General features: G+C 72.2%; 13 protein-coding genes, 1 tRNA gene and 1 pseudogene. 7 read left to right on the forward strand and 8 right to left on the reverse strand.

What is annotated here, in order from left to right; genetic code table 11:
• Nucleotides 1-35: 35 nt before the first annotated feature.
• A complete protein-coding gene (locus ACH4MY_RS31510; RefSeq protein ID WP_398007260.1) occupies nucleotides 36-1133 on the reverse strand; it encodes an ABC transporter ATP-binding protein in 1098 nt (365 codons plus the stop codon).
• Nucleotides 1134-1315: 182 nt separating this feature from the next.
• On the opposite strand from ACH4MY_RS31510, the gene ACH4MY_RS31515 reads away from it, so the two are divergent.
• Nucleotides 1316-1392: transfer RNA gene (locus tag ACH4MY_RS31515), tRNA-Thr, on the forward strand.
• Nucleotides 1393-1709: 317 nt separating this feature from the next.
• Here the strand turns inward: ACH4MY_RS31515 and ACH4MY_RS31520 are convergent.
• Nucleotides 1710-2189, reverse strand: a complete 480-nt coding sequence (locus ACH4MY_RS31520) for a ribosomal protein L7/L12 (protein WP_398007262.1) — start codon at nucleotides 2187-2189, stop codon at nucleotides 1710-1712.
• A 117-nt stretch (nucleotides 2190-2306) separates the two neighbouring features.
• Nucleotides 2307-2744: a hypothetical protein gene (locus tag ACH4MY_RS31525; protein ID WP_398007264.1), complete on the reverse strand. Its 438-nt coding sequence runs from the start codon at nucleotides 2742-2744 to the stop codon at nucleotides 2307-2309.
• Nucleotides 2745-3017: 273 nt separating this feature from the next.
• Between ACH4MY_RS31525 and ACH4MY_RS31530 the strand changes: the two genes are divergently transcribed.
• Nucleotides 3018-3380: a hypothetical protein gene (locus ACH4MY_RS31530; protein ID WP_398007266.1), complete on the forward strand. Its 363-nt coding sequence runs from the start codon at nucleotides 3018-3020 to the stop codon at nucleotides 3378-3380.
• A 163-nt stretch (nucleotides 3381-3543) separates the two neighbouring features.
• On the opposite strand, the gene ACH4MY_RS31535 is transcribed toward ACH4MY_RS31530, so the two are convergent.
• Complete coding sequence (locus tag ACH4MY_RS31535; protein ID WP_398007268.1) at nucleotides 3544-3837, reverse strand: hypothetical protein; 294 nt, start codon at nucleotides 3835-3837, stop codon at nucleotides 3544-3546.
• Between the two features lie 270 nt (nucleotides 3838-4107).
• On the opposite strand from ACH4MY_RS31535, the gene ACH4MY_RS31540 reads away from it, so the two are divergent.
• Complete coding sequence (locus ACH4MY_RS31540) at nucleotides 4108-6195, forward strand: restriction endonuclease (RefSeq protein WP_398007270.1); 2088 nt, start codon at nucleotides 4108-4110, stop codon at nucleotides 6193-6195.
• A gap of 192 nt (nucleotides 6196-6387) precedes the next feature.
• Here ACH4MY_RS31540 and ACH4MY_RS31545 read toward each other — a convergent pair whose 3' ends face one another.
• Complete coding sequence (locus ACH4MY_RS31545) at nucleotides 6388-7776, reverse strand: NAD(P)/FAD-dependent oxidoreductase (RefSeq protein ID WP_398007272.1); 1389 nt, start codon at nucleotides 7774-7776, stop codon at nucleotides 6388-6390.
• A 276-nt stretch (nucleotides 7777-8052) separates the two neighbouring features.
• Here ACH4MY_RS31545 and ACH4MY_RS31550 point away from each other — a divergent pair.
• The 3 genes and pseudogenes from ACH4MY_RS31550 to ACH4MY_RS31560 all read left to right on the forward strand — a co-directional run bounded on the left by ACH4MY_RS31550 (nucleotide 8053) and on the right by ACH4MY_RS31560 (nucleotide 10011).
• A pseudogene (locus ACH4MY_RS31550) lies at nucleotides 8053-8939 on the forward strand (aminoglycoside phosphotransferase family protein).
• A gap of 85 nt (nucleotides 8940-9024) precedes the next feature.
• The gene (locus ACH4MY_RS31555) at nucleotides 9025-9510 is read left to right on the forward strand and encodes a GNAT family N-acetyltransferase (RefSeq protein WP_398007274.1); all 486 of its coding nucleotides are present in this window, start codon (nucleotides 9025-9027) and stop codon (nucleotides 9508-9510) included.
• A gap of 165 nt (nucleotides 9511-9675) precedes the next feature.
• Complete coding sequence (locus ACH4MY_RS31560; RefSeq protein WP_398007277.1) at nucleotides 9676-10011, forward strand: hypothetical protein; 336 nt, start codon at nucleotides 9676-9678, stop codon at nucleotides 10009-10011.
• A 90-nt stretch (nucleotides 10012-10101) separates the two neighbouring features.
• On the opposite strand, the gene ACH4MY_RS31565 is transcribed toward ACH4MY_RS31560, so the two are convergent.
• Together ACH4MY_RS31565 and ACH4MY_RS31570 are read right to left on the reverse strand one after the other, a co-directional pair.
• The gene (locus ACH4MY_RS31565) at nucleotides 10102-11100 is read right to left on the reverse strand and encodes a zinc-binding dehydrogenase (protein ID WP_398007279.1); all 999 of its coding nucleotides are present in this window, start codon (nucleotides 11098-11100) and stop codon (nucleotides 10102-10104) included.
• Between the two features lie 62 nt (nucleotides 11101-11162).
• On the reverse strand, nucleotides 11163-12344 hold the full coding sequence (locus ACH4MY_RS31570; protein ID WP_398007281.1) for an NAD(P)-binding protein: 1182 nt from the start codon (nucleotides 12342-12344) through the stop codon (nucleotides 11163-11165).
• A gap of 109 nt (nucleotides 12345-12453) precedes the next feature.
• Between ACH4MY_RS31570 and ACH4MY_RS31575 the strand changes: the two genes are divergently transcribed.
• Entirely contained in the window at nucleotides 12454-13122 is a 669-nt protein-coding gene (locus tag ACH4MY_RS31575) for a pentapeptide repeat-containing protein (protein ID WP_398007283.1), read from the forward strand.
• Between the two features lie 84 nt (nucleotides 13123-13206).
• On the opposite strand, the gene ACH4MY_RS31580 is transcribed toward ACH4MY_RS31575, so the two are convergent.
• Complete coding sequence (locus tag ACH4MY_RS31580) at nucleotides 13207-13707, reverse strand: hypothetical protein (protein ID WP_398007285.1); 501 nt, start codon at nucleotides 13705-13707, stop codon at nucleotides 13207-13209.
• Between the last annotated feature and the right edge of the window lie 5 nt (nucleotides 13708-13712).

Here is a 13712-nt window from a genome sequence, read left to right on the forward strand (position 1 = left end):
CGGGGCCGTTCGGCCATACAGGGAGCCGTCGTGGCTCAGTCGCTGAGGCGGGCGCCCGTCGACGTCGAGAAGACGTGGAGCTCGGCGGCGCGCGGCACGACGTGCAGCGTGGTGCCCTTGGAGGGGACGTCACGGCCGCCGACGCGGACGACCAGGTCCTTGTCCTCGCCGTCGACGCGGGTGGAGCCGTACACGAAGCCGTCGGAGCCGAGCTCCTCGACGACGTTGACGGTGACCGCGAGGCCGTCCTTGCCGGTGGGGCCCTGCACGTCGAAGTGCTCGGGGCGGACGCCGACGGTGACGGTGGTGTCGCCGTTGGCGGAAGCGGCGGCGATGGCGTCACGGGAGACCGGGACGACGCTGTTGCCGAACTTCACGCCGCCGTCGGTGATCGGGACCTCGATCAGGTTCATGGCGGGCGAACCGATGAAGCCGGCGACGAAGAGGTTCGCGGGCCGGTCGTACATGTTGCGCGGGGAGTCGACCTGCTGGAGCAGGCCGTCCTTGAGGACCGCGACACGGTCGCCCATGGTGAGGGCCTCGGTCTGGTCGTGGGTGACGTAGACCGTGGTGATGCCCAGACGGCGCTGGAGACCGGCGATCTGCGTACGGGTCGAGACACGGAGCTTGGCGTCGAGGTTCGACAGCGGCTCGTCCATGAGGAAGACCTGCGGCTCACGCACGATGGCGCGACCCATGGCGACACGCTGACGCTGACCGCCGGAGAGCGCCTTCGGCTTGCGGTCGAGGTACTCGGTGAGGTCCAGGATCTTCGCGGCCTCTTCGACCTTGGCGCGGATCTCGGACTTGTTGACACCGGCGATCTTGAGCGCGAAGCCCATGTTGTCGGCGACGGTCATGTGCGGGTACAGCGCGTAGTTCTGGAACACCATCGCGATGTCCCGGTCCTTCGGCGGCAGGTGCGTGACGTCGCGGTCACCGATGCGGATGGAGCCGGCGTTGACGTCCTCGAGACCCGCGAGCATGCGCAGGGAGGTCGACTTGCCACAGCCGGAGGGCCCGACGAGGACGAGGAACTCGCCGTCGGCGATCTCGATGTCGAGCTGGTCGACGGAGGGCTTGGTGGAACCGGGGTACACCCGGGTCGCCTTGTCGAAAGTGACGGAAGCCATGGTGATGTGTCCCTTCACCGGCAGGAACGTGCCGGACGATCCGAGTAAAGGAAGGATTGAGGTCTAGTCCACCTGGATGAACTCCACGTGACGCTACCTGGCGCCGCCCGATCTGTCAGCACTCCGCAGCGAGTGAGATTTCCGACCGCCGCCGGGACGTCGTTGGTTACACTGCACTCGCTGCCTCCTTAGCTCAGCTGGCCAGAGCACCGCTCTTGTAAAGCGGGGGTCGTCGGTTCGAACCCGACAGGGGGCTCCAGGTGAAGGGCCGGCTCAGGGGCATGTTTCCCCGGCGCCGGCCCTTTCGCATGACCACGGCCGTGCCACCTACGGTGGATCGCTGCCCGGCCTGGCCTGGCGGATCATCTCTGGGCCGGCTCGCCGAGGCGGCGCCTCGTACGACTGTCTGTGTCACGACGGATTCACGCGCCGCCCTCAATGGCGTGGACCGTGCGGCGTCCCTTCGCCCTCACTCCCACGTCCCGCGCCTGAAGCGATCTGCCGTTGCAGGTGGCGGACTCCCTCACGCGCGAAGGAGCTCCCGACCCGGGGTTTCTCCGCCGGGAGGGGGCTCCTTCATGCCGTGGATCCGCCTGCGGGCCGCCAGGGCGCAGGGGCCGCGGAACGTTTAGGCTCCGGCTCCTGCCGAGTCTCTGCCTGGGCGCCGGCGCCCCGAAGCACTGCGACCGCCTCGTCGGCCATGTCCTGGGGCCGTCCCTCAAGGACGGCGACGGGGGTCCGCCGCGTCAACACTCTGCTGTGCCAGAGGCTTAGCCCTGTCACCTCACACAGGGCCCGCACCACGTCCGTCTCGCGCGGTCCGCAATCGAGGAGTACGACGGCGTAGGGCGGTTCGTCGCAGGTCAGCGTGAAGTACTCGGTGACGTCTCCGGCCTCATCCACGCCGCCTCCCCCGGGTTCCTTGGTGACGGTGAGGGTAAGTGCCCTGGAGAGCGGTGGCCACGGCTTTTCGGGTGCGTTCCTGATCTTGCACCGCGCTCCAGCCCGGCCACTGTCCGGACGCATGGCGGCTCGAGTCGGTAGGCGACGAAGCATGCTGCGCCTGAGGGGAACCTCGGGTCAGGGAGATGCCCCCTGCGGGGCGCTCGGACTCGGGATGACGGGGGCTCTGTACGGGAGCTGGGGGTGAGCGGTGGTGAGGCGTCGGTTCCTCTAGTGGCCGTAGACGTGGGCCCGCACCAGATGATCGTTCTCCAAGACGAAGTCCGCGACCTGCCAGAACTCCTTCAACAGCGGGTGCCTCAAGGCGGCTTCGCGGTCGAGCTTGAGCCCGAAGAGCGGTCCGTCGGGGTTGGCCAGGCCGGCGGTCACCAGTGTGGAGGCCGGAGAGGTCTGGCCGGCCACAGGCCCGACACGGCACGCGAAAGCAACGTGATCTGTCCACTCGTCCGGTCCGGCACCCCACGTACCGAAGATCACGTCTATCCACACGTCGTCGTCCTGGCCGGCGTGGTGGTAGCAGTTCGCGAAGTACACGGCGTGGGGAGAGCCGTCGGCGTGGATGAAGTCCCATGCCCGCTTGATGGGGGCGTCGCAGCAGTCGCACGTGAAGTCGCGCGTCTGGCGGTCGGAACCGAGGGTCAGCAGCATGTCGGACATGATGCTCCATGCACGCTGGGCATCGTTTGCAGGCCACCGGCGCAGCCCGGGACTCGGGCGGCCGTGCCACATCCGTGCCAGAAGTGGCGGGGTGGCCACGGGGACTCGGGAGCAGCTGCGGTGCATGCTCCGGGCTGTGCCAGTTGGGCAGTCGAGTCTGTGGGTGTTGTTGCGCGGCGTTCTTCGGGTGGCTTGTGGCCGTGAGGGGTGGAACCGGCGGCTTGAGTGGGACGTCGAAGGGCCATGGCTGAGAGAGCTGGACAGATGATCTGCGCCCTCGTGCTGGTTGCCGGGGTGCTCACGGGCTGTGCCAAGGCCGGCGGCGGGACCGAGGCTGTCCGGGCCGATCCGTCCGTCAGGGCGACGCCGTCCGTCCGGGCGATTCCCTTCGAGCTCTATACGCATTGCGGCATCGACGAGGCCCGTGTCGGTTCGACGTATTTCGAAGCGGAGACCCCGCTCTCCGGTGGCGCGGGGAACCCGCCCGACGGGTGGGACAACCCGACCCAGCGCGGCACGATGACCTTGACGTCCGAGACGGAGGCCGTGTTCACCGACGACGCCGGGCATGAGGTGAAGTTCCGTGCCCGGCCCGGCGCGAGTGCCTTCAAGCGCATCTGCGCTTAGTACTCCAGGTCTGGGATGACTCTGGCTCCGAGGAGTACCAGACCGCCAGGCAGGCTCACGGTGACGCGACCCGGGCGCCCGTACGGTCCTCCGTCGGGACCTCGCCGCTCTGGAGGTCTGACCCTTCGGCCGCCGGCGCCGGTGGGGGCGGGCTGGATCTGGCCTACCGGACCACGACGTTGTGCGCCGGGATGATCGTGGGCCGCAGGTCGGCGTGGCCGAGGTCGGCCAGGATCGGGCCGAAGGTCTTCGCGTGGTGTTCGAGGGCCTCCGCGCTCTCCCAGACCTCGGTCACGCGGAATCCTCCGTCGACGGGTCCCGCCGCGTGGGAGACGAGACCTGTGTTCGGCAGGTCCGCGAACCGCGTGAAACCCCGCCCGTCGGTCACGCGGTCGATGACCGCGTCGTAGATCTCCTGCCCGGCGCCGGGGAGGTCGAAGGTGACGATGATGGCCATGGGAGTGCCCCTGTCTCGGTTCGTCGCGGTGTTGCGGCAACGCCCGCGATCCTAGCGGTACGTGGTGGGGCGAGTTCGGAGAGTGACGGGTCGTCTGTCGGGGGCGTGGCTCGGCCCGGGGGCGCCGAGCGGGAGGGATCCCCGCGTCGTTCGCGGGCGAACGCCGAGGAAGGTCCGGCGTTCTTGTGTTCTGGGGCGTGGTGGTCCGGGACACTTGTGCGTTACGGGGGCGTACAGGTGGTGTGGGGTGTGGTGGGGAGGGGTGCGCGGATGAGTCGGCGTTCCGGTGGGCTGATCGGGGTCTGGGCCGAGCAGCAGCGGGTGGCGCAGCGCCAGCGGGAGGGGCAGCACCAGGCGGTGTTGCGGCAGCAGCGGGATGCGGAGCGGGCACAGCGGGCGTACGAGCGGGACGTCGCCCGGATGCGGCGGGAGCAGCGGGCCGCCTATCGGCAGCAGCGGGACGCCGACGCCCTGCGGCGGACCCAGGAGTTGGACGCGCGCGTGACCGCGCTCGAAGGGTTGCTGGCGGCCGGGTGCCGGGCTCCCGTCTTCTCCGTCGCGTCCCTGCGGCGGGCCGAGGACGTCGAGGCGTTCGCTCCCGGTCCGCTGGCGGAGCCCGTACCCATGCCCGATCAGCGGTTCTATCAGCCTCAGGGTGGTTCCTGGACCGCTTCCGGGCGGGCTCAGGCCGAGCGGGACGCGCGGGCGCGGTTCGAGCGGGACTGGTACGCCGCGCAGGCCGCGGAGGCCCGGCGGGTCGAGCGACTTGCCGCCTACCGGCGGGAGTACGACGCCTGGGCCGCCGCCCGGCTCGCCGAGATCAGGGCGCACAACGCCGGGCTCGCGGGGACCGAGGAGGCCTTGCGCGCCGGTGAGGCCGCGACGGTGGTGGAGTTCTTCTCCGCCGTGCTCTTCGCCTCCACGGCGTGGCCCGAGGGCTTTCCCCGGGAGCTGTCCGCCGCCTACGAGCACGGTGGGCGCGGGCTCGTTCTCGACTGGGACCTGCCGGGGTACGAGGTCGTTCCCGAGGCCAAGGGTGTGAAGTACCTGCCGAGCACCGATCAGGAGAAGGAGGTCCCCCGGCCCGTCACACAGCGGCGGGCGCTCTACCGGGACGTCCTCGCGCAGAGCGTGCTGCTCGCCGTACGGGAGCTCTTCGCGGCCGATCGGTTCGGTGCCCTGCAACAGGTCGCGCTCAACGGGTACGTGGGGGGTGTCGATCCCGCCACCGGGCTTCCCTCGCGGGTGTGCGTGGCCTCCGTCGTCGTGGGCCGGGAGGCCTTCGAGCGGCTGAACCTCGCGTTCGTCGGAGCCGTGGAGTGTCTGACCGGCGCCCTCGACGGGCGTCTTTCCGCCAAGCCCGACGAGCGGGTGGCCGTCCCGCCGATGACGACCCCCGATCAGGTGGGCTCGGACGTGGTCGTGCAGGGGGACGGGGAGGAGCCCGATCTGCTCGCCATGGACCCCATCGCCTTCGAGGGGCTCGTCGCCGAGTTGTTCCGTGCCCGCGGGCTCCAGGCCCTCACCACCCGTCGCTCCAACGATGGCGGCGTGGACGTCGAGGCGCTCGACCCCGATCCCATCAGCGGCGGGTCGATCCTCGTCCAGGTGAAGCGGTACCGGAACACCGTGCCTCCGTCGGCCGTGCGCGATCTCTTCGGGACCGTGCAGGGTGCCGGGGCCAACAAGGGGGTCCTCGTCACCACCTCCAAGTTCGGTCCCGGCTCGTACACCTTCGCCAACGGCAAGCCGCTGACCCTGATCTCCGGTACCGAGCTCGTCGATCTGCTCCACCAGCACGGCCTGCGGGGGCGGTTGGGGTCCGGGATCCCGGCCGCCGCAGAGGTCGCCGCCGCTCCGGCCGAGGCCGACGCCGGCTTCAATCTGCTCGGCATGGACTGGTCCGGGGGCGCCGCGCTCGATGTGTGCGCGCTGGTCTGCGCGGGCAACCGGGTGCTCGGCGACGAATGGTTCGTCTTCTTCAACAACCCCTCCACGCCGGACGGTTCCGTGTCGATGGTCGCCGCCCCGCCGGGCGACCGGGCCGCCGTACGGGTCGGCTTCGACGCGCTGCCGGCCCGGGCCGACCGCCTGGTGCTCGTCGCGGCCGTCGACCCGGAGGTGAACCCCGACGCGGATCTCGGGGGCTTCACCGATGCCGGTATCCGGCTCCGCGACGACTCCGGCGGTGAGCTCGACCGGCTGGTGGTGTCCGACGGGCGGCCCGGCGAGACCGCGCTCGTCCTCGGGTCCTTCCGGCGGCGGGCCGGCGGCGACTGGGACTTCGTCCTGGGCGGGAAGGGGTACGGGGGCGGCCTTGAGGAGCTCGTCGGGGACTTCGGGATCCAGGTGGAGTGAGCCGGGTGCGGCGGGGTGTGTGCGGGGGAGGGGGCGGGTGCGCGGGCGGGCCCCGTACGCCCGCCGCCTCTCCCGCCCCGTCCCTCAGCGGCTGCCCAGTCCTTCAGCGGCCGGTGAGGTCCGCCCCAGTCCTTCAGCGGCCGGTGAGGTCCGCCCCCGTCCTTCAGCGGCCGGTGAGGTCCGCCCCGTCCCTCAGCGCCCGCTGAGGCGGTTCGCCAGGACCGCCACCCTGTCCGTCGCCGCCGTGTGGCCCGTCGCCTCGCGCCGGTCCGCGCCCCGGAAGGCCGCGTACATCGTCTGGACGCCGAGCCAGCGCAGCGGCTCCGGTTCCCACTTGCGGACCTTGTGGTTCACCCAGGGGAGGGCCGTGAGGTCGGTCGGGCCCGACTGGCCCGAGTCCTGCTGGATGAGGTCGCGGAGGGTGCGGGCCGCGAGGTTCGCCGTGGCGACGCCCGAGCCCACGTAACCGCCCGCCCAGCCCAGGCCCGTCGAGCGGTCCAGGGTGACGGTGGCGCACCAGTCGCGCGGGACGCCGAGGACGCCGGACCAGGCGTGGTCCACCCGTACCCCCGCCAGCTGGGGGAAGAAGCGGACCAGGATCTCGCGGAGCGCCTCGATCGTCTGTGGCTGGGTGCGGCCGTCGTTGTCGGTCTTGGAGCCGAAGCGGTACGGGACTCCCCGGCCGCCCAGGGCGATGCGGCCGTCGGCGGTGCGCTGGGCGTACATGTAGGCGTGCGCCATGTCGCCGAGGGTCTCGCGGCCGTTCCAGCCGATCGACTCCCACTGCGCGTCGGTGAGTGGTTCGGTGGCGATCATCGAGGAGTTCATGGGAAGCCAGGTGCGGCGCTGGCCGGTGAGGGAGGCGGTGAAGCCCTCGGTGCAGCGCAGGACGTACGGGGCGCGGACGGTGCCGTACGGGGTGACCGCGTGCTTGGGCTTGATCTCGGTGACCGGGGTCGACTCGTGGATGGTGACGCCGAGCGCCTCGACGGCGGCCGCGAGTCCCTTGACGAGCTTCACCGGGTGGAGGCGTGCGCCGTGCGGGGTCCAGGAGGAGCCGACGGCGCCGGTGACACGGATGCGGTCGGAGGTCTCGCGGGCCCCGTACATCTCCCGGTCCGTCTCGCCGAAGGCGGTCTCGACGGCGTGGAAGTCCTTGAGGCGGGCGAGCTGGGCGGGGGAGAGGGCGACCTCCAGGACGCCGCCGCGGTGCTGGTCGGCCTCGATCTTCTCGGTCCGGCAGACGTCGAGGACCTCGGTCACGGTGGCGTTCATGGCCTGCTGGAGGCGGACGGCGGCCTCGTGGCCGTGGATCTTGGCGTAGCGGTCGCGTCCCGCGATGCCGTTGTAGAGCCAGCCGCCGTTGCGCCCGGAGGCTCCGTACCCGCAGAACTTCGCTTCGAGGACGGTGATGTTGAGGAAGGGGACGGCCTTCTTGAGGTAGTAGGCGGTCCACAGGCCCGTGTAGCCGCCGCCGACGATGCAGACGTCGGCGGTGGTGTCGCCGGGGAGCGGTTCGCGGGGATCGGGGGCGCCGTCCTGCGCGTACCAGAACGAGATGCCGCCGTTGACCGTACTCATGTGTTTCCCTCTTCCGGGTGCGTGGGCGGAGGTTACCCGGGGGCTTGGTCCCGTGGATACGGGCCGTTCGGCGGCGATTCCGCGACGGGGCCGGGCCTGGGTTCGAGGGTGTCCCCGACGGGTGTGTCAGGTGCGGATTCCGTTGCGGCCGTGGACGGTACGAAGGTCGTCGTCGGGGCGGCGAGTGGACGGGGCCGCGCTGCCCGGCGGGGCGGCCTGTACGGCGCCGCCGCATTCTCGAAGGCGGTGCGCGACGCCGGTGTCTAGGCTCGTGGAGTGATTCACGTACCGGACGAACTGGCCGCGTCGCAGGCGAAGTACAACGGTGAGGCGGGGCGGGCGTTCATTGCCGCGCTGCCGGAGCGGGCCGAGGACTTCCTCGGCCGGTGGGGGCTACGGGTCACGGGGCCGTCCATGTACGGGGTGGCCTCCCTGGTCCTGCCCGTCCGGCGGACCGCGGACGGTAGCGGGCCGCGCTGAAGATGCAGCTCCTGGACGACGAGACCGAGGGCGAACCGCTCGGCCTGCGCGTCTGGGACGGGGCCGGCGCGGTGCGGCTCCTCGACCACGACGCCGCCACGGGAACGATGCTCCTGGAACGGCTCGACGAGGCCCGGCCGCTGACGTCCGTCGCCGGCACCGGGGAGGCGCTCGGCGTCGTCGCCGGGCTGCTCGCCTGGCTGGTCGCGGTTCCGGCGCCCGGGGGACTGCGCGGCCTCGGCGACATCGCGGCCGGGATGCTCGCCGAGGCGCCGGGGGCCGCGGAACGGCTCGACGCGAAGGACGCGGCCGTACTGCGGGACTGCGCGGCGGCGGTACGGGAGGTCGCGGGCGAACCGGGCGACCGGCTCCTCCACTGGGACCTGCACCTGGGCAACATCCTGGCGGCCGAGCGGGAACCCTGGCTGGCGATCGACCCGAAGCCGCTCGCGGGCGACCCCGGCTTCGACCTGCTGCCGGCGCTGCTGGACCGCTTCGACCCGGACGAGGTCCTGTGGAGGTTCGATCTGCCGGCCGAGGTCGTCGGGGACCGGGAGCGGGCGGTGGCGTGGACGCTGGGGCGCGTGCTGCAGAACGGCCTGTGGGACGTGGAGGACGGCGAGGAGGGGCTGGACGCGGAGCAGGTGGAGGTCGCGCGGATCCTGCGGGCGGCGAGGGCGTGAGTCCCCGGGGCAGGACGGGCGGGTCGGCGTCGGACCGTGCGAAACCACCTGGCCAGGACCGGTCCGCCCGGGGCAGGCTAGCCCCATGATCCGTACAGCCACACCTGCCGACGTCCCCGCCGTCCACTCCCTCGTCCGCGACCTCGCGGAGTACGAGAAGGCCCTCGACGAAGTCCGTACGACCCCCGAGCAGCTCCACGAGGCGCTCTTCGGCGAGCGCCCCGCCGCGTTCGCGCACATCGCGGAGAACGAGGCCGGCGAGGTCGTCGGCTTCGCGATCTGGTTCCTCAACTTCTCGACCTGGCGCGGAGTCCACGGCATCTACCTGGAAGACCTGTACGTCCGTCCGGAGGCGCGCGGCGGCGGCCACGGCAAGGCGCTGCTGCGCGAACTGGCCCGGATCTGCGTCGAGCGCGGGTACGAGCGCCTGGAGTGGTCCGTACTGAACTGGAACACGCCGTCGATCCGGTTCTACGAGTCCCTCGGCGCCCGCCCGCAGGACGAGTGGACGGTCTACCGCCTGACGGACGGGGCGCTGGCCGAACTGGGCGCGGCCGGCCGGGCCGTCTGACACGGCGCTGGACTCCGCCTGGGCACCGCCTGGCGCCGGGGCTTCCTCTGCGGGTGCTCGTCCGGGAGGGGGAGGCCGGCAGGGGCCTCCGGGACATACGGGTGGTCCCGCGGGAGAACCGGTAGCGGTGACGGGCCCGGTCGGCGCGGGGTGTAGGAAGGTGCCATGGATACGGACATTGAGCAGCGGTTTCAGCGGATCACGGCCTTCGTCGAGGCGCGGTTGACGCCCCTCTTCGACCCGGCGAACGGCAGCGACCACGGTTTCGGCATGGACGACACCTCCCGGGCCCTGCGCGCCACGCGCTACACCGTGCAGGCCGCCTCCGCCGTCAACGGGCTCGTCGAGAAGCGGGAGTCGGCGCCGGAGCTGCGGCAGGTGGTGGACCAGGCGCTGGAGCACAACTGGGACGTGCTGCGCTCCATCGCCCGGATGTGGGAGGACCACCCCGACTTCCTGAAGGAGTTCAAGGCGCACTCCTGGGACGTGATGGGGGTCTGAGCCCCTGAGGGTCCCGCCGGGGAGCCGCGGGACGGCCCCCTGAGGAACTCCGTGCGGCGACCTCTCCGGGGGAGCCGCGGGACGGCCCTTCTAAGGGATCAGGACCACCTTGCCCGTCGTGCCCCTGGTCTCCAGGGCGCGGTGGGCGCCCGCCGCGTCCGCCAGCGGGAAGCGGTGGACCGCCGGGCGGAGGGTGCCCGTGGTCGCCGCGTCGAGGGCGGCGAGTTCGAGGTTGCGGATGTCGCCGCCCGCCTTCTGGATCATGACGGGGCCGAGGACGGACTCCGAGGTGATGCCGCGCGCGGCGAGTTCCTCCGGGGTGAAGGTGAGCGGCGCGCCGTCGTGGAGGCCGGCGCCCGACCAGCCGAACACGAGGTGCTGTCCGCCCTTGCCGAGGAGGCCGACGGCGGCCCTGCCGGTGTCTCCGCCGACCGAGTCGAAGACGACGGTGGCGGCGCGCCCGCCCAGGTACGCGCGGACCTTCTCCGGCCAGTCGGGCTGCTTGTAGTCGACGGCCAGGTCTGCGCCGTTCTCCTGGACGAGGGCGACCTTCGCGGGTCCGCCGGCGAGGCCGACGACGGTGGCGCCGGCGTTCTTGGCGTACTGGACGAGGAGGGTGCCGATGCCGCCGGCCGCGGCCGGGACGATCGCCACCGAGTCGGGGCCGAGTGCGGTGAACCGCAGGATGCCCAGGGTGGTGCGGCCGGTGCCGATCATGGCGACGGCCTCCGCCTCGCCGAGGTGGTCGGGCAGGGCGTGGAGGCGGGCGGCGTCGGTGACGGCGAGCTCGGCGTAGCCGCCGGGGGCCATGCCGAGGTGGGCGACGACCCGCTTGCCGAGCCAGGCCGGGTCGGTGCCCTCGCCGAGGGCGTCGACGGTGCCGGCGACCTCGCGGCCGGGGACGGTGGGGAGTTCGGCGGGGGCCGGGAACGGGCCCGTCATGCCCTGCCTGAGCGCGGTGTCGAGGAGGTGCACGCCGGCCGCCGCGACCTTGACGCGGACCTGGCCGGGGCCCGGTACGGGGTCGGAGGTCTCCTCGTACGTGAGGTTCTCGGCGGGGCCGAAGGCGTGGAGGCGGATGGCGTGCATGGCGGTTTCCCCTGTCGTCGTGAGCCGTGGTGCGATGCGGTGACAGGGAGCAGCCTCCGACCTCAAGCATGCTTGAGGTCAAGTCCCTTCCTGAGGGAGGGGAGTTCCGCGCGCAGCGCCAGCGACACCGCCTCGACCGCGCTCGTGAACGACACCTCCGACAGCACGCCCGGCGCGGCCACCTGGTCGCCCACCAGATACACCCCGTCGCCCCGGTCGACGGCCGGCCGGTCGCGCCAGGTCGTACCGGGCCGGTCGACCGCTCCCGTACGCCCCTGGGACACCGACTCCCGCCGCCACACCGTCCGCTCTCGCCAGCCGGGGAAGCCCAGGTCGAGGAGCCGTTCCGCGTGGGCGACGCCGTCCGTCCTGGTCGCGTCCGGCCCGATCGGCAGCTGGGCCTGGACCAGCTGCTGACCGGCCGGGGCGAGCGCCGGGTCCTGGGCGGTGAACCGTTCCACCCAGCCCGGCGCGTCCAGGTCCGAGATCGCGAACGGGTCCCCCTTCCGGGTGCGCAACGCCAGGTCGAACAGGACCGTACGGCCGCTCTCCCAGGTCAGCGACGGGTCGCCGAGGAGCCGGGCGGCGGCGGGCAGCGCGGTCGCGACGACCACGGGACCCTCACCGACCGGCAGGCTGTCGACCCGGGACGAGGTCTCGATCCGTACGCCCATCTCCCACGCGCGCGCCGCCATCCGCCCGATCAGCTCGCCCCAGCCGCCGCGGATGGAGTGCGCCTCGGGCGGCAGGGCGGCGGCCCGGTGGAGCCGCTCCTGCACGAAGCGGGCCGAGAGCGCGCCGGGGTCGTGGTGGAAGAGGGCGACCGCGGAGTACGCGGCGGCCTCGCGCGCGGCCCGCTCGCCCGCGAGCCCGGTGGCCCAGGTGTGGAAGTCGAGGTCCGCGGGGGCCTTCTCGGCGGTACGGAGGGACTGGCGCAGCAGCCCGAGCGGCGGGGTGCGGCGCAGGACGCCGGCGCGGTGGAAACGGAGCCGGAGGGCCTCGGCGGCCGGCAGCGGGGCGAGCGGTCCGAGGAGGCCGCGCTGCTTGAGCCAGGTCCAGTGGGGGCCACCGGCGTAGAGCGCGTGAGGTCCTTCGTTGGTGCCGTACGTGCCCTCGGCGGTGCGGGCCCGTCCGCCGAGCGTCCGGTGCGCCTCGTGCACGGTCACCCTGGTGCCGGCCTCGGCGGCGGTGATGGCCGCGGTCAGTCCGGCGAAGCCGCCGCCGATGATCGTGAGCTTCCGCATGTCCGTCTCCCTCGCGTACCTGCTTGTCCCGTCCTGAACGGGAGACGGCGGACGGGGGTGCGCGTGTGACATCGGGGGCGTTGTCAGTGGCGTACCTCACTATGGGGTCATGGCGACGACTCGGAAGAAGAAGGTGGCGGGGGCCCGGCGACCGGAGGTGCGACTGCCTCCCCTGGAGGTGTACGAGGGCGGTCTGGAGCCGGACGGGGACTACGACGGCCTGGAGCTGACCGGGCTCGACCTGACGGGCCGGTCCGCGGAGGGCGCGCGGTTCCTGGACTGCGCGCTGCGGGACTGCCGGCTCGACGAGGCGCGGCTGACGGGGGCGCGGTTCCTCGATTCGGTGCTCACCGGCGTTCGGGGGGTGGGCACGGTTCTCGCCGGGGCGCAGCTGCGGGACGTGGAGGTCGTGGACGCGCGGCTCGGCGGGGCGCAGCTGCACGGGGCGGTGCTGGAGAGAGTCGTCGTCCGGGGCGGGAAGAGCGACTACCTGAACCTTCGGGCGGCGAAGCTGAAGGACGTCGTCTTCGAGGGGTGCGTGCTGAGCGAGCCCGACTTCGGGGGCGCCTCGCTCGAACGGGTGGAGTTCGTGGACTGCGTCCTCACGGGGGCGGACTTCGGCGGGGCGCGGCTCAAGGACGTGGATCTGAGGGGGGCCCAGCGTCTGGAGATCGCGCGCGGGGTGGAGTCCCTCGCGGGCGCCGTGATCTCGATGTCCCAGCTCCTCGACCTGGCGCCGGTGCTCGCGGCGCAGCTGGGGGTGCGGGTGGAGGAGTGAGGGAGCGGGAGGGAGCGGACGCGCGGGTGGCCCGAGGGCGGTCGCGGCCGGGGGACCGCGGTGCTGCGGTGGTCGGGCCGCGGGTCAGGGCAGGCGGGGGAAGCGGGCCTGGAGGGACCAGATGGCCGGGTTGTCGCCCAGGCCCTCGTGCATGTCCGTGAGGTCGGCGATCAGGTCGTGCAGGAAGTCGCGGGACTCGCGGCGCAGCGCGGAGTGGTTGAAGGTGACCGGCGGCTCGTCGCCGGGCATCCAGTCGGCCTCGACGTCCACCCAGCCGAAGCGGCGCTCGAAGAGCATGCGGTCCGACGACTCGGTGAAGTCGAGCTCGGCGTACTGCGACTTGGCGGAGCGGTTGCCGCGCGGGTCCTGGTCCAGCTGCTCGACGATGTCGCACAGGGCCCAGGCGAAGTCGAGCACCGGCACCCATCCCCAGGCTGTGGACACCTCGCGGTCCGTCTTGGTGTCGGCGAGGTACACGTCCCCGCAGAACAGGTCGTGGCGCAGCGCGTGGACGTCCGCGCGGCGGTAGTCGGTCTGCGGCGGGTCGGGGAAGCGACGCGAGAGGGAGTAGCCGATGTCGAGCACGGGAC

The sequence above is a fragment of the Streptomyces sp. NPDC017246 genome, from assembly GCF_044331325.1.
In the GTDB taxonomy this organism is placed as follows: domain Bacteria; phylum Actinomycetota; class Actinomycetes; order Streptomycetales; family Streptomycetaceae; genus Streptomyces.